This is a genomic window from Mycoplasma sp. 613B (assembly GCF_054343485.1).
The window spans coordinates 1-21,963 of record NZ_JBTGVH010000003.1 but is presented as its reverse complement, the minus strand read 5'-3'; the positions used below and the strand labels follow the sequence as shown (position 1 = coordinate 21,963).

The window sequence follows — 21,963 nt, the reverse complement described above, 5'->3', positions numbered from 1 at the left end:
AAAATCCAGTGCTTTGATGCACTGGATTGTTTTTACTTTTATTCTTTATGTTTGAAGAAAGAAATAATTGTTTCTAAAGCATTTTGGATATCAACTTTTGATTTTAATTCTTCACTTTTTATTAAAGGAGTTACAAAATCAACAAGTTTTTTTTCTGTTTTGTCATTGATGTTAGAAAGTAAGTTTTTAATTTTTGCATTTTGTTCATCAATGTCAGGGTTTGTTAATTTTGCTTCATTATATAATTTTTGTATATTTTCTTTTAAGTATTCAGTAACAATTTTTTTCTTTTCTTCTGCTGTTGCTACTAAGTAATCTGGGCGATCTGCAGTTAATCTTTTTATGGTTTTATCAACTACTTCATTTAAAGTAGGTTCTACATTAAATGATTCAAATTGATTTTTTATAATTGGAAATACAATGTTTTGTATTCTTTGATCATTAACTAAATTAGAAACATCAGTTAATATTTTTTTAAGTGTTTCTTTATCTTCTTCGCTTAAATTTTTATAATCTTTGGTTAATAAATCTTGTAATTTGTTAATATTAGTTGCAAGATCTGCTCCATTTTTAATAATTCCATATAAGTTATGAATTCCTGTACCTTTACCACCTGTCAGTATTTTTACACCAATCTCTGTAGAATTTGAATAACTTGTTTTTTTATCAGAAGGGAAAAGCAATACATTAGAAAACAGAAGAGCACCTGGCACTGTTAACAATAGATTAGTTCCTGCAAAAACACCACCATAAATTAATTTGCTTATTTTAGTAAAAGTTTTATTGCTTTTTTTCTTTTTAATTTTACTGAAAATTGCTATTACTAGTGCAATTGTAAAGAAAATAAATCTAAAAATTCAATAAACTATTAATGCAACTACTGTTGCAGCTAAAGTAGTAAAACCTTCCGGATCATCAAAATGTTCTTTAGCATATTTATTAGCAATGCTATAAAAAATGACTGTACCAATTATAGTTATAATTATGGAAACAAACTTAAAAATGGTAAATTTAAGTTTTAAAAAATAACCGGTAACTAAAGAAAAAAGTATAGAAAAAGCAAATAAAATTGGAACTCAAATATGTGGTGAAGAACCTTTCATTGAGTTTAATGTATTTAAAATTGAACCAATAAATCCTTCCATTATTGTTCATCCTCCCAAACAAATTCATATTCATATATTCTAACTACATCACCAGCTTGTATGTTGAGTTCAATAAGTTCATTTCAAACACCAATTTCTTTTAGTTTTTGATTAAATCTCATTAAATTATCATGTGATACAATAGGAATTTTGTTGTAAATTTCTTCCACTTCAGGACCAAACACTTCAAACAGTCCTTCGTGTATTTTTTTAACTTCGTGATATTTTTCTAAAGTAATTGTAACTTCAGAGAAAGTTTTTTCAAAAATAGGGGTTTTTTCTTTTTCTAATGCTTCTCAAAGTTTGATTTTTAATGTATCAATATTTTTATTTTCAATCGCACTAATTTCCACTATTTCTAAATTTTTAAATTTCCTTTTAAATTTAGATAGTTGCTTTTTAAAAACTTCTTGATCTGATTTATTAGCAACTATTATTTGTTTTCTTTTTTCTAAATTTAAATTATAAGTTTTTAATTCTTCATTAATTTCAATATAGTCTTTTATTGGATTCTTAGTTTCGTCACCAAAATCAATTATATGAGCGATAACTCTACATCTTTCAATGTGTTTTAAAAATTGAATTCCAAGTCCTTTACCTTGTGCCGCTCCTTGAATTAAACCTGGTAAATCAGCAGCAACAAAGGAATTTTCAAAAACTTGAACAAGTCCTAATTGTGGAACTAAAGTTGTAAAATGATAATTTGCAATTTTTGGTTTTGCATTTGAAATTCTAGATAAAATTGTAGATTTTCCAGCTGAAGGTTTTCCTAAAAAACCGACATCAGCTAAAACTTTTAAATTTAGAGTTAGATTAAATTTTTCACCAAAATCACCATTTTCGCTAATTTTGGGAGCAGTATTTTTGGAAGATTTAAATTTAGTGTTTCCTCTTCCACCTTTACCACCTTTTGCTATTAAATAATTTTCTTCTGTTATGATATCGTGCAACAATTTATTTCCATCATAAATAAGAGTTCCTATTGGTACTTTGATATAAATATCTTTTCCAGCGGCTCCATATTGATTTTTTCTTCTACCATTTTCCCCGTCATTTCCTTTAATTATTTTCTTTAAATACAAAGGAAGAAGGGTGTTCATTCCAGGATCTCCTACAAAATAAATAGAACCTCCATTACCACCGTCACCGCCATCAGGGCCACCACGATCAACGTGTGCTTCTCTTCTGAAAGCAATCATTCCATTGCCGCCTTTTCCGGCTTGTACTTTCAATTTTACTTCATCTATAAATTTCATTAATTCTCCATATCTATAAATAAATGCTAATATTATTTAGTATTTTAAATAATAACACATTTACACAAATAAAAAAGAAAGAATCAAACTTGTTATAAAAGTTTTATTCCTTTTTTTGCTAATTCTTCTTTATATTCTTTAGGTCAAAAACTGGATTGTACTTCACCTATATGTTGTTTTTCAAGTAAAAGCATACTTAATCTACTTTGTCCTATTCCACCCCCAATTGTTAAAGGTAAAAGATTGTTTACAACATTAAAGTGATATGGTGAAATTTTTTCCACTTCTGCTTTTGATTTATTTGCTTGAGTACAAATGGACTCTGAATCTACTCTAATACCCATTGAAGAAATTTCAATTGCTTTTTCAAGAGTTTGAGAATAAATTATTAAATCACCATTTAAATTTCAATCATCATAATCAAACGCTCTTAATGATTGAATCAAACCTGATTTCATTTTGTGTCCTATTTGATAAATAAAGACAGTTCCTTTTGATTTGGTAATTAAATTTTCTCTTTCATTAACGGAATAGTTAGGATATAAATCCTCTAATTCTTGCGAAGAAATAAAGAAAACATTTTTAACTAATTCTTCTTTTAATACGGGAAATTGCTTTTTTAATTCTTCTTTGGTTTTCAAAATTGCTTTGTAAATTTTATTAACAATGCTTTTTAAAAAATCAATATTTCTATCAGAAGCTTTTATAATTTTTTCTCAGTCCCATTGATCTACATAGTATGAATGTAATTCATCTAAGTCTTCTTCTCTTCTGATTGCATTCATGTCTGTATAAATACCTTCATAAAAGTCATAATTATAGTCTTTTAAAGCCTGTCTTTTTCATTTAGCAAGTGAGTGAACAACTTCTAGTTTAACATCACTATTTTTAGTGGTAAAACTTACTGGTGATTCTCCGTTTAAACCATCATTTAACCCTGTTTGTTTTTCAACAAAAAGAGGAGCGGTAGCTCTAGTTAGATTTAATTCTTTTTTAATTTCTTCTTGAAATATTTTTTTTAAGTTTTGAATTGCTAATTGTGTTTCTTTTATATTTAATTTTGTTTTATTCATTTTTTTCTCCTTTTAAATAAAAATCTTTAATTATATTAAAATATTTTTCAAAGTTTTCATAGTAAATCATATGCCCAACTTTTTCAAAAACTTCTATTTGAATATTTTTAACATTATTATAAAAATATTTTATACAATTTTCCCTGTCTATAACAGCATCTTTTTCTCCAAGTAACAATAAAGTAGGAATTTTAATTGAATTTAAACCTTTTTCTATATTATTCATTAAATTTATATTTGGCAAACTTTCCCCTAATTTCACTATAGTTGGATTGTTGAATAGATAAGGATCAAAATTATTTTTTTCTTTTTCGATAAACTCTTTATTCATAAATAAAGGTGTTGGATCATAATACAAAGCTTTCAAAAATGTCTTATATTCTTCAAAAGTTTTTGGAAAATAAGAATTAAAGTAATCTTCTTTTTTAACTAGTGAAGATTTGTTCATTGGTGCTACATAAATTAATTTTGAAAATAAAGATGGTTCTTGTAAATAAGCAAGAGAAATTATTCCCCCACCCATAGAATGACCGATTAAGACCACATCTTTTAAATTATTTTCTTTAATAAATTTAATTAAAAGATTTGCAAAAGAATAAACGCTAATTTCATCGTTATTTTTAGCTTCTAATAAATCATTTCCAGGAAAAGATATAGCATAATAATCACTTAAAGTTCATTTATCCATAAAAACATTGTGTCTGCTGTGATTTGAATTAAAACCATGAACAAAAATTACGGGATTTTTGGGTTGATTATTATCTTTGAAAACAAAGGGATAATCATATTTTATTTTTTTCATTTTTTAGTTTTCCTTTTTCTTTTAATTTTAAAAAATACTTTTTTATTAAATTATATAATTTTCTTCAAAAATAAAATATAATTAAATAAGCATAATAAAAATAAACAAGGAGAAAAATGAGTTTAGTAAACGCAAAATTAATGATGAAAGATGCATATAAAAGAAAATATGCTATTCCACACATTAATATCAATAATTTAGAATGAGCAAAAACAGTTTTATTAGCAGCTCAAGAAATGAAATCACCTTTAATTCTTGCAACTTCAGAAGGTGCTGTTAAATATATGGGTGGTTTTAAAACCATTTATGGAATGGTTACAGGGTTAATTAGTGAATTAAAAATAACCATCCCAGTAGTTCTACACCTTGATCATGGTTCATATGATGCTTGTGTTAAAGCTATAAAAGAAGGATATACTTCAGTAATGTATGATGGATCACATTCTGACTTTAAAACAAACTATAACAATACTAAAAAATTAACCAAACTTGCTTTAGTACACGGAGTTTCTGTAGAAGTTGAAGTAGGAACTATTGGTGGTGAAGAAGATGGAATCGTAGGAAATGGAGATTTAGCAAACCCAGAAGAAGCTAAAAAAATGGCAGCTTTAGGAATTGATATGTTAGCTGCGGGAATTGGAAATATTCACGGTCCATACCCTGCTTCATGAAAATCATTAAATTTTGAAGCTTTACAAGAAATTTCTGCTAAAGCAAAAATTGGTCTTGTTCTACATGGTGGTTCAGGAATACCAAGCGATCAAATTAAAAAAGCAATTTCTTTAGGAATTGCAAAAATTAATGTAAACACTGAATTACAACAAGCAAATGCTAAAGCTATTTGAGCATATGTTGAATCTGGAGAAGCTAAAAAAGGAAAAAACTTTGATCCAAGAAAATTATATGCTCCAGGAACAGCAGCGATGAGACAAACAGTAATTGAAAAAATTAAAGAATTTGGATCAGAAAATAGAGTTAAATAGACTCTATTTTTTTATGCGGAAAATTTTAGGAAAAATCCTTTTCATTTTCTTTTTATTCTTTAATTTTTTTACAGTTTCATGCTCTATAAAGACTGAAACAAAAACAAAAACATATTTTGTGAATTCAGTCTATGATGGTGATACATTTACGGATAATAAGAATCAAAGGTATAGATTTTTTGGAATAGACGCTCCAGAAATAAAAGATAGAGATGGGGTCGAAACAAAAGGAAATAAACATTATTATGCTCTTTTAGCGAGAAATTTTTTAAGAAAACAGATTGATAAAAAAGAAATTCAAATTCAAATTATTAAAAAAGATAAATATAAAAGAAATGTGTCTAAAATTTTTATAAATAATATTGATATAGGACGTCAATTATTAAGAAACGGTCTAGTAATAGTCAGATACATTTCAATTGATAAAACTTCTCCTTTTTATACTGAAGATATTGATTATTATGATCAACTTCTTTCTGATTTTCATTATGCTCAAAAAAACAAGTTAGGTTTTTGAAAATTTTATTCATCACAAAAAGAAGTTGAAAAAGCCTTATATTAAGGTAATAGTTTTTATATTTTAAAAAAATAATAGTGGTATAATTTTGAAATTATGGATAAAGTTCAAATTTTTATAAAGAATAATATAAGGATAATAGTTTCTGATTTAACAAAATCAGCACAAAAAAATATTGAAGTGCAAAAATGTAATCCATTTCCAGCTTTAGTTTTAGCAAAAGCAATTTCTGTTTTTGGTCCACTTTCTTCAATTTTATCAATAAAAAGTGGAAAAGTAACTACATTTATTAAAAGTGAAAATGGAACAATAAAAAATTTGATTGTTGAATCAAGAACAGATGGTTCATTAAGGGCTTTATTAGATAATAATGATATTGTTACAGAAAAAGATGATTCAGATTTTGAAAATATACCACTTGTTCTTGGTTTAGGTAATGATGGATTTTTAAGAATTACAAGAAATAATGGATCTCAACATTTTGGTGGAGAAGTTAAACTAATGAAGTCAGATATTGTTACAGATTTAGCCTATTATTTTAAAGTTTCTGAACAAATATATACAGCAATAATTTCAAGTGTTAAATTTAAAAACAAGCAAACACTTGAAAGAGTTTATTCAGTGATTTTTCAATTATTACCAAGCCACACAGAAGAAGATATCGTGTGAATTGAAAACTTTTTAAAAAATAATAATCTAGATAATATGTCTTTAGATGAATATATAGACTCAATGGAAGCAACGTTTTTACAGGAAAAACAGTATTTTTGAGAATGTAAATTTAATAAAGAAGAAGTATTATCTTCATTAAAATTAATAGAAAAAACAGAAATTGACAAGATTCTGAATGAAGATGGGAAAATAGAAGTAGAATGTCATTTTTGTAAAGAAAATTTCTATTTTTATAGAGAGGATTTTAAATAATTATGAAAAAAATTATTTCATTAAAAAACATAAATAAGTTTTATGGACATAAAAAAGTTTTAGAAAACTTTAACTTTGATATTTATCAAGGTGAAAGAATAGCTTTGTTAGGTGGTAATGGTTCAGGAAAATCGACCACTGTTGAAATCATAGCAAGAATCAAAAAACCTACATCTGGTGAAGTTTGATGAGATGAAAATCTAAAATTAGGGATTCAATTTCAAGAATCTAAATATCCGCATGGAATAACTGTAAAAATGTTGATTGATTTTTATCTTGACAGTTATGGTAGAGAACAAGTTAGTCAAGAGTATGTTGAAGATTTAAAAAAGAAATTTAGACTAAAGGAATTAGAAAATAAACAAATCTATACATTGTCCGGTGGACAACAACAAAGAGTAAATATTTTATTATCACTTGTACATAAACCAAATTTTTTAATTTTGGACGAATTATCAACAGGATTAGATATTAAAATAAGAAGAGAAATTAGACAGTATGTTATGGATTATTTAGCGGCGAATGTTAATTGTTCACTAATTTTAATTACTCATAATACTTCTGAAGCATTGAAAATGTGTAATAAAATTGTGATATTAAATAAAGGAAAGATTTTTGTAAATGAAACAATTGATAATTTATTAAGAACAAAGGGAAATATAGATACATTTGTTGATGAGTTTTTTGATACAGTATATTCAGAAGAAGATGAAAAACAAAAGGAAAACGAAAAAACAAAAAATAAAAGTTTTTTAACTAAAATAAAGGAAAAATTAAGAAAAAGAGGATAAATATGAAAGCTATTTTTAAATTAATTAATGCTTATTACTGAAAAGGATTTTTTGGTCCATTTTTTACTGTTTTTTGACCATTTTTAGTTTTCTTACTTTTAGGAAATGTAACTTATTCAACCACACTATCTAGTTTAGAAAAAACAGGTTTACCTCAAGCAACCATTGAAACTCAAATATATTCACTAGCTAAATCAATAATTGTTGGAGTTTTAATCTCAACAATTATTTCTAATGGATTAATAGGTTTTTCAACAATAATAGTTGATTTCAAAAAATCAACACTTATAAAAAGAATTGGTTCTGCCAATATAAGTAAAACACATTTTATGATTGCTAGTTTGTTTTACCAATTTGTATGAACTTTATTTGTAATTATTTGAGTTCCTTTATTAGGTTCCTTATTACTTGGTTTTAATAAATATTTAGATTTTGGAATTGGTTTTAACATAGGATTATTGAGTATTTTGCCATTAATTGCTCTTGTTTTCTTGATTTCAATTTCTATGGGATTTTTAATAATTTCTACTATAAATAGTACAATAGGAGCATCATCAGTAGCTAATTTAATTTTCTTCCCTATCTCCTTTTTATCTGGAGGTTTTGGAAATGGACAACCAAATTTAGAATACGCGCCAGCTATTAAATATTTTTCATATTTAGTTCCTACAAAATATTCCACAGATCCTTTATTTGAGGTTTTCAAAAATGGTGGATATAGTAATTTATATGAAAACATGGGATGACAAAGTTTTGGATTTCCAATAATTGGAATAACAATTGCAGCTATTTTCATTTTAATTTCTGTTAAAAAATTTAAATGAGGTGAATAATGAAAGTAAAAACATTCGCTTCAGTAGAATCTTTTACAGGTGGGGCATTTGCAAGTAGATTGGTTTTAGAACCAGGTGCTTCTAAATATTTCAAAGGTTCATTGGTGACCTACCAAAATGAAATAAAGGAAAAATTAGGTGTTAACACATCAAAAGGTGTGGTTAATTCAGAAACTGCACTTAATATGTCTTTAAAAGGCAAAGAATTTTTTAATGTAGATTTTTGTATTTCATTTACAGGAAATGCAGGACCAACAGTTATGGAAAATAAAGCGGTAGGCGAAGTTTATATAGCTATAAATGATGAAGTTTTTCCTTTATTATTAAGCGGAAATAGAGAACAAATAATTAATCAAGCAGTAGATTTTGCTTATGAAAAATTTCTAAAATTAAAATCTTAAAATAGGAAAATTCAACGTTTTTTCCTATTTTTGTTTTTTTATCAATAGAAAAGTAAATTTTAAGAAATTTTAATAGAGGTGAAAAATATGGAAAATAATAAAATTTTAAAAGAAGCATTAAATGAAATAGAAAAAAAATTCGGTAAAGAATCAATTATGTTATTAGGGGAAAAACCTCCAGTAGATACAGAAACTTTTTCTTCAGGTTCTATAGCTATTGATCACGCTTTAGGTATTAAAGGTTTTCCTAAAGGCAGAATTATCGAAATTTTCGGTCCTGAATCTTCAGGAAAAACAACAATTAGTTTACATGCAATAGCAGAAATACAAAAAAATGGTGGAATAGCAGCATTTATAGATGCTGAACATTCTATCGATCCAACATATGCAAAAAATCTTGGAATAAATATAAATAATTTGATTTTATCACAACCTGATTCTGGAGAGCAAGCTCTCGAAATTGTTGATACCTTAGTGAGAACAGGTGCAATTGATTTAATAGTTGTTGACTCTGTTGCTGCTTTAGTTCCTGAAGCAGAATTAAATGGGGAAATGAGAGATCAAACAATAGGTGCTCAAGCACGTTTAATGTCAAAAGCTTTAAGAAAAATAACAGGTTCTTTAAATAAAAATAAAACAACTGTAATTTTTATTAATCAAATTAGAGAAAAAGTTGGTGTAATTTTTGGTAATCCTGAAACAACCCCTGGTGGAAGAGCACTTAAATTTTATTCTTCTATTAGAATGGAAGTTAGAAAATCTACACAATTAACAACAGGAAGTGATATAACAGGAAACCTTGTAAAAATTAAAGTAGTAAAAAACAAATTATCTATACCTTTTAAAACAGCAAATGTGGAAATTATTTTTTCTCAAGGAATTTCAAAATATGCTGAAATTGCACAATTAGCTGAAGATTTTGGAATTTTAATAAAAAAAGGTGCTTGATACTCATATAATGGAGAAAACATAGCACAAGGAAAAGTAAATTTAAGATTATATTTAGAAAATTCCCAATCATTTTTTGAAGAAATTAAACAAAAAGTATTAGATAAATTAGAAGAAAATTAAAAATGCTATAAAATATATTTATTATGAAAAAAGAAATAGGTATATTGTTTATTGGAGATGTTTTTGGAACTCCTGGAATAAAATGTATTGAAAAATTTTTACCAGTAGTTAAAGAAAAATATGAAATAGATTTAATTATCGCTCAATCTGAAAATGTTTCAGGAAGAAAAGGACTAAATTCTGAAGACTATGAAAAGATGATGGAAATCGGAGTAAATGTTTTTACACTTGGAAATCATGTTTGAGCAAATGAAGATATATATAAAATTATTGATAATAAAAATGTTTTAAGACCTTACAATGTAATAACAAGCGATTATCCTGGCTCTGGTTCTAGTGTTTTTTCCATAAATGGTTTTAATATTAGAGTCACTTCTATGCTTGGAAAAACATTTAATAAACTAAACTCTCCTTGAAAACAAGAAGAAGCTAATTCTTTTTTTGATGCAATAGATGAAATAATAAGTAAACAAGAAGAATCCGAAGATTTTCATATTATAGATTTTCATGCTGAAACAACTTCTGAAAAAAATGTTTTTGGTTTATATTTAGATGGAAAAGTTGATGCATTATTAGGAACTCATACACATGTTCAAACTAATGATGATAAAAAACTACCTAATGGAACTTTATATATTAGTGATGTCGGTATGACGGGACCCAAAAATAGTGCAATTGGTGCTAATTTTGAAGAAGTTTATGAAAAAATGAGATTTAACAAAAAAGTAAGATTCAAAGTTTCTGATAACGATGTACAATTTAATGCAGTATTTTTAAAATTAAACAAAGAAAATAAAAAATTAAACCAAATAGAAAAAATTTTTTTAAACAAGTAAAACAAAACACAAATCCTTTTTGATTTGTGTTTTTAAATAACTTTATTTTAATTTTTTCTTTTTTCAAAATCAGTAATATATAAGAAATCCACCTAATGTAAAAATGGATAATAAAGCAAAAGTTGTACCTAAAGCTATAGATGTAATATTATTTGTTTTACTAATTTTATCAGTTTGTTTATTTTCAGATGTTTTATTGTAATTGATGATTTCTTCTTTTAGGTTGTCTAAAGAATTTTTATTATAAGATTTATTTATATTAGAAAATAACGAGTTATATAATGATTTGTCTTTTATTGATTCTATTGATTTTCTTAATAAATCTTTATATTCGTTTATGCTTTTTAAGAAATCTGGATTTTGGTAATTATATAGATCATCTAAAAATTTAAGAGATTGCTGATGAGTATTAACGTTTTTATAAACTTGATTCAACCAATCTTGAACTTCTTTTTCTTTAACTAAATTTATCTGTTGTTTTAGATAGTTTTCATCAATTTTTAATTGACTAATAGAACTTTTAATTTCTGTTAAATTGTTAGATATATTAGTTTCTGAAATTTCTAAATTATTTATTTTATTATTTATATTTTTTAATGTTTGTTTATAATTTGCAAAAGTTTCTTTAATAAAATAATCTTTTAAATATAAATAATTATTATCAATATGAGTTTTTAAAGAATCAATTTTCTTTTGTTTTTCTTTTTCATATTCTTTAATAGTTTTATGTAGAATATTTATTTGCTCTTCTATTGAAGAAAAAGTTTTATTTTTATTTTGAATTAAATCATTTGTTTTTTGAATTTCATTTTGAAGATGAGTAAGTAAAGTTGTTCAGTTTTTAAAATCTTCTTTTTTTATGGCTTCAGCTTCAAATAAAATATTTTTTAATTCTTTTAGTTTTTCACCACTTTCATTTAATTTTAATAAATTAATTTTTTCTTTAAAAGAATTGTTAGCAACTAAAAAAGTTGATGGATGAGTTTCGACTGTATCTAGTAATTTTTTCAAATCAGTTGCTACAATATCTAAATTTTTTATTGAATCAGTAGTGTATAAAACTCTCTCCAAGTTAGTATATATGAAATAATTTTCATAAGCTATTGATTTTTGCTTTATAGAGAAAATTAATTGAGATTTTGCTGAATTAATTTCATTTTTAATTTTCTCTAATTTAGAATTATTTATATTAGTACTTTTTGTTAATAATTTTTCAGCATCTGTTATGCTATTTTTATATTTTATAAAGGAATTTTCTGTATAAAATTCATTTATATTAGTTATTTTGTTATCAATTAATTCTTTTATTGGACTATAATCAGCTACTAATTCAGCCTTATTTTTAATAAAGTTTAAATGGTTTTGTAAATCTATAAAAGTAGCATCTAAAAGATATTTGGAATTTAAAGCAATACTTGAGTTTTCCTTTATTTCGTTATATTTATCTTTGTATTCATCTGTTCAATTATCAAAGTTTTCAGGTTGGTTGTTAATAAATTCTCTTAAAGAATTTTTAGCATTGCTGCTATCATTGTTAGAATTGTTCATAAAGGAAATTTCGTTTATATTTGGTTTAAAATCATTCCATTCAATTATTAATTCGATAATTTTTTCATTAATATTAGAAGGTAAGTTAAAAAACATTAAATTATTAACTAATGAACCAATTAAAATTTCTTTTTCAGAGTTACTTTCTAGATTAAACATCCTTGCTTTAAATTGAACATTTTTAGATGTATTTTCACTTAAAATTCTAACCATTTTATTTTTAATATCATCAGAATTTAAAGCAATTTTGATAATTCCGTTGGAATTTGTAGGAATAAAACTTGTTGTCAAATCTTTATCAAACATAAGATTAGGATTACTATCTAGGTTAGTTCCGGATAAGTTAAAATCGTACTCATCTTTTGGCGAACTTTGATCATTGATGATAATTTCATTTATTTCTAATTTTTTATTTTCTGGATAATTATGAGTTATTTTTAGTCTTAAATATCTTACATTTAATAAGTTTAAATCAGAAGATTCTCAATATTTAAAATCAGGATATTTAGGATCGTTTAAACCAAAAGTGGTTTCAGATAGTTTTGCATTATTATTTATTGAATCATCGCTAATATCAAAAGCTTTTGTTCAAGTGATTTTATCACTAGAAACTTCAACACTTATAAATCTTGGAAAATCATAACTTTCTTTAGAATTGAAAATTTTTATTGAATCAATATCGATATTTTTAGATAAATCATATGTTACAAATTTTCCATCACTTGGATTTTCAAAAACTCTACTTGTATTGATATTGTTGTCAAATTCAACCTTTTTATCGATATTTTTAGAATTTAGATTAGTGTCTATGATTTTTCCAAATTCAATCTTATTTTCTGTATAAACGACTAATTTTTGAAAAGAAATTTCTTGACTAACCTCTGAAATATTTCTAATAATTAAGTATCTAGCTTTTGTATTTGTGTCTATATTGTTAGCATCTGTAATTTCTGTTCATATTACACCATTTATGGAATAGAACAATTTTAAGTTTGGATCATTTAACTGATTTTCTATTTGTTTGAGTTTATATATTTTTTTAAAATCAATCCCTATATACTCATTTGATTCTAATGTATAAGTTTGGTTTTGACTTAAATCAGCATTTAATAAAGTAAATTTATTATTTTCTACAAGAACATTGAAATTATTTCTTTTATTTTTGTTGGACACAAAAACATTTTCATTTGTAGGAACTTCTTTATTAATGATATCAACTGATTTTAATGCTCATCAAGTTAAAGAATTTCTAGTAGAAATAATTCTAATTCCATTCATTTTTCCTGAATTTTCAGGAATAGCAATTGAAATTTCATCATTGTTATTGGAATTAATTTCTTGCGTTAAATCTGTATAAGTGTTATTAATAATTTTTTGAATTTTAAAATGATTTAAAGTATTACCTTCTTTTTGTAATAATCTTACTGCTTTAATTTCTCTGTAATCATTAAATAAAATATCTAAATAGTCATTTTCTTTAATGGTTCCATTATCGTTTATACAGGAAATTAAGGCATATGTGGAATCATCTTTATCAGTTATATAATCAAAAAGATTGTTTTTAGATTCATTATTAACGGTTTCGCTATTGGCAATTTGTAAATTTGGACTTTTGATAGTAAATTCGGGTTTTAATGATTTTTGTTCTCCGCCTGCTACAAAAGTTCCAAGACGTCACCAAATAGGTCTGGAAACATCATTAACTATTCTTAGTTTATCTGTGAAACCAATTCCAGAAATTATTTGTCTTTTTTTATTATTTAAATGATATGAACCAAATTGTTTTCAAGAATTTGAATCATAATCAAAATATTCAATATGAAAATCAGTTAGAGTATCTGATTCTTTTGAAGCACCTTGCTCAACTAAAACTTTTGTAATATACCTTCTAGAAGGGTATGAAATAGAAACAGCAGCATTTTGTGCAAAATTACCTGAACCATTAGATGTAATTCATCATTCTGTATTTTCGTTGTTATCTAAAATATTGTTTGAATTACCGCCGTGAGTTTGTAAATTTGGAGAATCCGTTTGATTAAAGACTCCGTCCTTGAATCATTCATAAATAGAGTCTTTTTCGTCATAATCATTTATTACAAAATTAAATAATCTTATCCATCCATTGTCGCTGTTATCTTGTAAATTTCTAACTCTTACTGATTTTACATTTTGAATATTTAAATTTTCAATAGTTATAGGATTAAAATTTCCTCTATTAGAAACGTAAGCATCTCCAATGCTTTTTCATTCTTGTTCACCATCTTGGAGATATTCAAAAACAAAATTATAAAAATGATCTGCTCCACCACCCATTTTTAGATAAATTTTATTTAAAGAAATAGGACTGGAAAATTCTGAACCTATATATTCATTAGCATTAATTCTATTGTTGTTACCATCAAATACTGCGACTGATTCATTTGATTTTTTGAATATATTCTCTATAGACACACCTAAAGAAAGATTGGAATTATTACCTCTATTACTAATAAATTTTTGAGTTACACTATGAATATCTTTATTTATTAAAATTTCTGAAGAATTTTTTAAATATATTATTATCTTTTCAAGATAAGGAATAAATTTATCAAATTCTCCATTTATTTTTATATTTGAATCACTAAAAACCATTGTTTTAGCTTGATTCAACATTTTTTCAGTTATTACAAGATTTTTACTAGATTCTGAAATTATATTATGACTTTTATATACAATTGAGTTAGCTAAATTTAAAAAACTATTTGATAATAATGATAATTTTGTTAATCAAGGTTTTAAAGATGTTATAAAATCATTATTTAAATTTAACAATAATTTTACATTACTATCAAAATTTTGAAACATAGTTTTCAATTCATTTAAATCTGATTCAGTAATGTTTTTATTTTTGATTTTTTGAATCAAAACATCAAATAAAGCACTAAAATTATCATTTTGATTTTGGTTAATAATATATTTGTAAGTTTCTAAAAATGCCTGAATTGAATTATCATTTATTGAATTTACTTTTAAAATATTTTTAATTATATTTTTTTGTAAGAGTTCTTTATTTTGAATATTATATAAAAATTTAAGATTAAATTGTTTAAGATAAAAATCATTAACTTGTGTATTATTTGAAACAGTTACAATATAAGAATTTAATTTTTCTAAAAAATTATTTTCAATATTATTATCAATAATATTTCATTTAATAGTTCCTTTATTATAGGAACTTATGGTATTAAACATAATATTAGCTTTTTTACTAGTTACACGATTAAAACTATCAATAAATTCATTATTAAAATTGTAGTGATTTTCTTTTCCTGTCATTACAATTTTTATTTTTTCATTAAAATTAGAAACATAATTAGGAATAGATTCATCACTAGAATTGTTTAAAAAGTAGTAAATGTTGTCGTTTAAATCATAATTTTCTTTTATTTCTGTAAGTCAATTTGTTAAATCATTTAAAGATTTTACTTGAAGATCGGTAGTTAAATTATTTTCAGAAGAAGCAACAAATCCAAAAGATTTAATACCTATATTAATTAATTGTTTAAGTTTTCCTTTTAAAATTTCTAAATCAGAACTATAATTATCGCCACCATTTATAGTTTCATATTGAAAAAAATCAATATTGTAAATAAAATCAATATTATGTTTTTGTGCAAAATTAGAAAGTTCTTTTATATTCTGAAGTTCCTTTTCAGAATATAATTCTCTTCATTTTTCGCTATTTTTAGGATTGTTTTTATCAAAGAAAGAATAAATATTAAAACCATTTTTGCTAGAAATTTGAATATTTTCTTTAATTGTTTCCATACTTAAATTTAAATCATCATAAATGGCCCTGTTAGGAATGTCAAAAAAATCATTTAATTTAAAATTTTGAATAGCTAAATTATCACTATTTTCAATAATATCTTGAATTTTTTGAATACCATAGTATATTCCTCTATCGTTTTGTGCTGTTAAAAAGAAAATATTTGCATCATTACTTTCAATAAAGTATTCATCATTATGATTAGTTTGAAATTCAAAAGAAACAGAATAATTTTTAAATAAAGAATCTATATAATCATTTTTTGTACTTGAGTTTGAAATAACAATATTGGTCTTATTCTCTTCTATTTTAGAAGAAATGGAAATATTAAATTCTTTTGCTTTTAAAAAATCTATTAAAGAATTTAATTCATCATTAATTTTGCTTTCACTAGTTACAAAATTGATATCCTTTTTTATTACTGTGTAACTATCTTTATATTGAATATTTTTAGCTAAAATATTTAGGTTAAAATTGTAAATATCACTCTTTTGATTATCTGTATTTTGCTCTGCAGAAAGGAAAAATGAAAGAGGAATTATTGGTGATAAAACAAAAGAAGATTTGATTATATTTTTAATTTTTATTTTCATAAAAACTCCTATAATTAAAAATTATTTTTGATAAACTTAAAAAATATAAAATTTATATTTTTATTGCAAGATTGGTGATTTTAATATAATTACTTATATTTTAATTATAATGAATATATTTAAAATTAACCAAAAAAATGATTTTTATATAAAAAAAATGTAATTTTTTGATAATTTTTAATCGAATAGATAAAAAGTGTTAAAATTTTTAATATGAAAAAGAGTGCTAAAAAAACAATATTAATTCTTGCTCTTTTAGGAACTACATTAACATCTGCTTCGCTCTCTACATATTTTTTTGTAACTTCTAAACAAAGTAAGAATGATAATAAAGATCATAAAAATGACTTATCTAATTTAAATAATTTTCATTTTAATACTAATGAAAATTCTAAAAAAGATGTTGTAGATAAAAAAGATAATTCTACACAAAATGAAAATAAAGAAAATGTTAAATTTTTTAATTTTTCCATTTTAAAAAAAGATGAAAATCTTTTAATGTTATCTATGAATTTTTCAGGATTTAAAACAATATCCACAAAAAAATTTAAATTAAAATTATTGGATAACAATAAAATAGAACAAACTGTAGATAGCTTTACAATTAATGAGCAAACTAAAACACTTAGTTTTTATATGAAAAACCTAACTAAAAATAGAAATTTTGATGTGCAGTCAGTTGTTATTGAAGAAAACGAAAATAAAGAAATTATCAATATAAAAGGAATTTCCATCACATCTCAACCTTCATTAACACAAATAAATTTTAAAAATAGTAAAATATCAAATTTAAGTGAAAATTCAGCAATTTTAAATTTTGAATTAGATTCAAAAGATGGAATAATGATAGATGATAATAAGCAATTAGAACTTAAATTTAGTTATAAGCAAAATAATTTAAGAAATTATATTATTTATAAAGGAATTTTAAACGAAATACAAGGAAAAACCTTTATAAAAGTAAATTTAAATAATTTATCATCTGGACAAACTTATTATCTTGAAGATATAAAATTTGTTAAAAAACCAGAAGAGTTATTTAAAAATATCAATAATAATTTTGACAATAATATTTATAATTTGCACTCTAATAATCCTTCAAACATCCTTTTTAAATTCAAGACTTATTCTGATACTCATTTTAAATCCAATGCTAAATTTGATTTAAAAATTTCTAGTAAACTAAATGCAAATCCTTTTGAAAATGAAAATAGTGAACTTACATATGTTTTAAATGGAGTAGTTTTAGATACAAGAAAAATTGAATTAAGTAAAATTAACGATAGTATAAAATTAAAATTTACTAAAAATAATAATGGACAAAACGAAGAAATATATGCTTCTGATTTAGAATACGATGAAGATAATAATTCTTTATCTTTTAAAATACAAAATTCCCAAAAAGGGGAAGATTATGTTTTAGAAGATGTTTCCATCAAAAATAAGGGAGAATCTTCTTTTCAAACTTTAAATATTGATAGCGTTAATAGGGAATTTAATGTGGAATTTCCTTTATCTAAAACTTTAGAACCCGATTTAGTAAATTCTAGTGCTTGAGAAAAATCACAATATAAAGACTATGTTTTTGTGGACTTAAAATTAAAAAATAACTGAAATAATCAAAAAATTACTAATCTTCTTAATGATTTGTTTTCAAACAATTTTGACCAACAAAAAAGTAAATCTATAAAAAATGCTTTAGTAAATTTGATAGAAAACAATTATGAAAAACTTATTGATAATTACGGAATAAAAATTGATAATAAAGCAGTAATTTTAAGATTATCAATAAGTGATAAATCAAATTTTTATACAGAAGATAATGGAATATTTTATTTTGTACTAAATAATACGGCTTTAGTACTAAAAAATACAAGTGACATTGATGAAAAATTTGAAATAGCCAATAAAAATAATTCAAAAAACATAATAGTGCTAAAAAACCCGTATATTAGTCACAATATTAAGGGAAAAGTAATTGAAAATGAACACTTTAAATTAAAAAGACTTTCTAGTGAAACATTATTTAAACACAATGAAGATCACTCACACTCGTATCGTATTCCAAGTGTTATAAAATTAGCAAATGGTGATTTAGTAAGTTCTGCTGATAAAAGAATTGAAAGTGAAAGGGACTATAATAACTCTATTTCTCAAGTAGTTAAAATTTCAAAAGACAATGGTAAAACTTGAAGTCAAAATTATGATGTAGTCAAAATTGTAGTTCCAAAAAGAAACAATGGAGGAATTGCAATAGATGGAATAATTAGCGAAATAAAATATTTAGATACCACTAGCAATAGTTATAAACATAAATTACAGTTAATTTTCGATGTTTTCCCTGGAAAAGATACATCTGTTGTCAACTTAAAAAGGGGAAATCCTTGATTTTACGTTGGAAATAATGCTTATTTAAAACTATGAACTAAACTCAACGATCCTAACTCATTTGATTCTAGAGTTTCAGTCTTGAAAGAAGTAGATGGAAGAAAAAATTGATTCAGAAGATACATTTTACCAGCAGGAGTTGGATTTAATAGTAGCTTTACAGAAAGAACTGTTTTAGAAGAAACTAACACATATGTGGATTTAAGTTATCACAGTGACACAAGAACCATCACTGGTTCGGTTTATGAAAATGTTCAAGAAACTGATTTTGATAATCCAGAAATTTTAAATTCTAAAAAAACAATCCACAGTGTTCTTGATGAACCATACAAAAGTGGAGCGGTTAGACCAGAATATGCAATTTACGCTCTTGCTCTTAATAGCCACGTTGCATCTTTAGAAAGTTTTGATGGCGGTCAAACATGAACTAACTTGACTTGAATGGATGAAAAATTTAGTAGTTCGAGAAACGAACATCCTTTTGTTGGAACTGGAGTAGGAAATGGAATTCAATTACACCATCAACAAAATTCTAATTTAAATGGAAGAGTAATTATACCTATGTATTCACTTTCAGACATGTTTTTATTATATAGTGATGACAATGGTCAAACTTGAAATGAAATTAGTAAACCTACCGGTTTTAAAGCAAATTTATCAGAATCATCCCTAATAGAAGCTAATGATGGAGCAATTTATTGATTTTTAAGAAACGCAGGTGGATGAAGCACAGACAGAAACAAATTTTATGTTTCTAAAAGTATAGATGGTGGTTTAACTTGAAGTTCTCCAGATGGAAATTCTTTGGCAAAAGGTAAGGATATAGTTATTGATCAAAACTATGATGGAAATGTTTTTTCAGGTATTAGTTATTTTAATTGAAAAAATAAAGATTACTTTTTATTTGCTTTACCAAAAACAGTTGCTAGAAGAAATGGAGCACTTTTCATAGCTAATAGTAATTTTGATCAAATAACCGAATTATTTAAATATGATGATGAACAAAAAGAACATTTTGCATACAATTATCCTTTAGTGGTTAACCAAACAAATGATTATATAGATTTTATTTCTTTATATGAATCTTCTCAAATTTTTAAAATTTTTAATGGAGGATTTGATGGTGCAAGAGAGCAAGGTGAAGAAATACAAATCGATAGATTTAGATTATGAATAAAATAGTAATTTCAATTTACTATATATATAATATAAAAGACATAAAAAAGAAAAAAATTTCACAAAAATATTTTGATTTTTTCAAAAATATTGTAGAATAATAAAGCAATTTAATTTTGCGACACTTTATAAAAAATAAAAAAACATAAAATATTTGGTTTTTTTGAAAAAAGTGTTATAATTAAACTTGTATGATTTTCACGCAAAATCATTATGAAAATTAGATCTTTCAAAACTAGATGCAATAACCATAATAAACACACAAATCAATTTCAAGAGTTTGATCCTGGCTCAGGATGAACGCTGGCTGTGTGCCTAATACATGCATGTTGAACGAAGCAGTGCTTGCACTGACTTAGTAGCGAATGGGTGAGTAACACGTACCTAACCTACCTTTAAGATTGGGATAACTACTGGAAACAGTAGCTAATACCGAATAGGGGTTTTCTTCGCATGAAGAAAATTTAAAAGAAGCCTCAAAGCTTCACTTAGAAATGGGGGTGCGGAACATTAGCTAGTTGGTAGGGTAAAGGCCTACCAAGGCGATGATGTTTAGCCGGGCCGAGAGGCTGTACGGCCACACTGGGACTGAGATACGGCCCAGACTCCTACGGGAGGCAGCAGTAGGGAATTTTCCACAATGAGCGAAAGCTTGATGGAGCGACACAGCGTGCAGGATGAAGGCCTTCGGGTTGTAAACTGCTGTTGCAAGGGAAGAAAAAATAGAGTAGGAAATGACTTTATATTGACGGTACCTTGTTAGAAAGCGATGGCAAACTATGTGCCAGCAGCCGCGGTAATACATAGGTCGCGAGCGTTATCCGGAATTATTGGGCGTAAAGAGTTCGTAGGTTGTTTGTTAAGTCTGAAGTTAAATACTGGAGCTCAACTCCAGCCCGCTTTGGATACTGGCAAACTGGAATTACAAAGAGGTTAGCGGAATTCCTAGTGAAGCGGTGGAATGCGTAGATATTAGGAAGAACACCAATAGGCGAAGGCAGCTAACTGGTTGTACATTGACACTGAGGAACGAAAGCGTGGGGAGCAAACAGGATTAGATACCCTGGTAGTCCACGCCGTAAACGTTGATCATTAGTTGGTAGAGAATTTACCGATGCAGCTAACGCATTAAATGATCCGCCTGAGTAGTATGCTCGCAAGAGTGAAACTTAAAGGAATTGACGGGGACCCGCACAAGCGGAGGAGCATGTGGTTTAATTTGAAGATACGCGTAGAACCTTACCCACTCTTGACATCCCTTGCAATGCTATAGAGATATAGCGGAGGTTAACAAGGTGACAGATGGTGCATGGTTGTCGTCAGCTCGTGTCGTGAGATGTTAGGTTAAGTCCTGCAACGAGCGCAACCCTTGTCTTTAGTTACTAGATTATGTTGAGGACTCTAGAGAGACTGCCTGGGTAACCAGGAGGAAGGTGGGGACGACGTCAAATCATCATGCCTCTTACGAGTGGGGCAACACACGTGCTACAATGGTTGGTACAAAGAGAAGCAATATGGTGACATGGAGCAAACCTCAAAAAACCAATCTCAGTTCGGATTGAAGTCTGCAACTCGACTTCATGAAGTCGGATTCGCTAGTAATCGCAGATCAGCTACGCTGCGGTGAATACGTTCTCGGGTCTTGTACACACCGCCCGTCACACCATGGGAGTTGGTAATGCCCGAAGCCGGTTAGTTAACTTCGGAGACGACTGTCTAAGGCAGGACCGATGACTGGGGTGAAGTCGTAACAAGGTATCCCTACGAGAACGTGGGGATGGATCACCTCCTTTCTACGGAGTACATATAGACATCTTT

The 21,963-nt window shown here is 26.0% G+C and carries 14 protein-coding genes and 1 rRNA gene; 10 read left to right on the top strand and 5 right to left on the bottom strand.

The features are described from left to right. Positions 1–38: 38 nt before the first annotated feature. The 4 genes from ACXX87_RS00745 to ACXX87_RS00730 all read right to left on the bottom strand — a co-directional run bounded on the left by ACXX87_RS00745 (position 39) and on the right by ACXX87_RS00730 (position 4,276). The gene (locus ACXX87_RS00745) at positions 39–1,145 is read right to left on the bottom strand and encodes a hypothetical protein (protein ID WP_458573089.1); all 1,107 of its coding nucleotides are present in this window, start codon (positions 1,143–1,145) and stop codon (positions 39–41) included. Continuing rightward, complete coding sequence (obgE, locus tag ACXX87_RS00740; RefSeq protein ID WP_458573088.1) at positions 1,145–2,401, bottom strand: GTPase ObgE; 1,257 nt, start codon at positions 2,399–2,401, stop codon at positions 1,145–1,147. The genes ACXX87_RS00745 and obgE overlap by 1 nt, the downstream gene beginning before the upstream one ends. 92 nt (positions 2,402–2,493) lie before the next feature. Beyond that, positions 2,494–3,474, bottom strand: a complete 981-nt coding sequence (locus ACXX87_RS00735) for an aspartate--ammonia ligase (protein WP_458557510.1) — start codon at positions 3,472–3,474, stop codon at positions 2,494–2,496. Then, positions 3,467–4,276, bottom strand: coding sequence for an alpha/beta fold hydrolase (locus ACXX87_RS00730; RefSeq protein ID WP_458560408.1), 810 nt, complete (start codon positions 4,274–4,276; stop codon positions 3,467–3,469). The genes ACXX87_RS00735 and ACXX87_RS00730 overlap by 8 nt, the downstream gene beginning before the upstream one ends. 116 nt (positions 4,277–4,392) lie before the next feature. On the opposite strand from ACXX87_RS00730, the gene fba reads away from it, so the two are divergent. The 8 genes from fba (at position 4,393) to ACXX87_RS00690 (ending at position 10,632) form a co-directional block, all read left to right on the top strand. Then, positions 4,393–5,259: a class II fructose-1,6-bisphosphate aldolase gene (gene fba, locus ACXX87_RS00725; RefSeq protein WP_458573087.1), complete on the top strand. Its 867-nt coding sequence runs from the start codon at positions 4,393–4,395 to the stop codon at positions 5,257–5,259. 13 nt (positions 5,260–5,272) lie between these two features. Then, a complete protein-coding gene (locus ACXX87_RS00720) occupies positions 5,273–5,821 on the top strand; it encodes a thermonuclease family protein (protein ID WP_458559278.1) in 549 nt (182 codons plus the stop codon). Positions 5,822–5,872: 51 nt separating this feature from the next. Beyond that, on the top strand, positions 5,873–6,700 hold the full coding sequence (locus ACXX87_RS00715; RefSeq protein WP_458573086.1) for an Hsp33 family molecular chaperone HslO: 828 nt from the start codon (positions 5,873–5,875) through the stop codon (positions 6,698–6,700). Positions 6,701–6,702: 2 nt separating this feature from the next. After that, the gene (locus tag ACXX87_RS00710) at positions 6,703–7,491 is read left to right on the top strand and encodes an ABC transporter ATP-binding protein (RefSeq protein WP_458557515.1); all 789 of its coding nucleotides are present in this window, start codon (positions 6,703–6,705) and stop codon (positions 7,489–7,491) included. A gap of 2 nt (positions 7,492–7,493) precedes the next feature. Beyond that, positions 7,494–8,324, top strand: a complete 831-nt coding sequence (locus tag ACXX87_RS00705) for an ABC transporter permease (RefSeq protein ID WP_458557516.1) — start codon at positions 7,494–7,496, stop codon at positions 8,322–8,324. Then, positions 8,324–8,725 carry a CinA family protein gene (locus tag ACXX87_RS00700; RefSeq protein WP_436358804.1) on the top strand — a complete coding sequence of 134 codons (402 nt, stop codon included), beginning with the start codon at positions 8,324–8,326 and terminating at the stop codon, positions 8,723–8,725. The genes ACXX87_RS00705 and ACXX87_RS00700 overlap by 1 nt, the downstream gene beginning before the upstream one ends. 87 nt (positions 8,726–8,812) lie before the next feature. Next, positions 8,813–9,796, top strand: coding sequence for a recombinase RecA (gene recA / locus ACXX87_RS00695; RefSeq protein ID WP_458557517.1), 984 nt, complete (start codon positions 8,813–8,815; stop codon positions 9,794–9,796). A 23-nt stretch (positions 9,797–9,819) separates the two neighbouring features. After that, positions 9,820–10,632, top strand: coding sequence for a TIGR00282 family metallophosphoesterase (locus tag ACXX87_RS00690; RefSeq protein ID WP_458573085.1), 813 nt, complete (start codon positions 9,820–9,822; stop codon positions 10,630–10,632). A 42-nt stretch (positions 10,633–10,674) separates the two neighbouring features. Here the strand turns inward: ACXX87_RS00690 and ACXX87_RS00685 are convergent, their stop codons facing one another. Beyond that, the gene (locus ACXX87_RS00685; protein ID WP_458573084.1) at positions 10,675–16,581 is read right to left on the bottom strand and encodes a beta-N-acetylglucosaminidase domain-containing protein; all 5,907 of its coding nucleotides are present in this window, start codon (positions 16,579–16,581) and stop codon (positions 10,675–10,677) included. Between the two features lie 213 nt (positions 16,582–16,794). Here ACXX87_RS00685 and ACXX87_RS00680 point away from each other — a divergent pair, with 213 nt between their 5' ends. After that, positions 16,795–20,151: an exo-alpha-sialidase gene (locus tag ACXX87_RS00680; protein ID WP_458573083.1), complete on the top strand. Its 3,357-nt coding sequence runs from the start codon at positions 16,795–16,797 to the stop codon at positions 20,149–20,151. A 262-nt stretch (positions 20,152–20,413) separates the two neighbouring features. Further along, positions 20,414–21,938 (top strand): 16S ribosomal RNA (locus tag ACXX87_RS00675). The last annotated feature ends 25 nt before the right edge of the window (positions 21,939–21,963 follow it).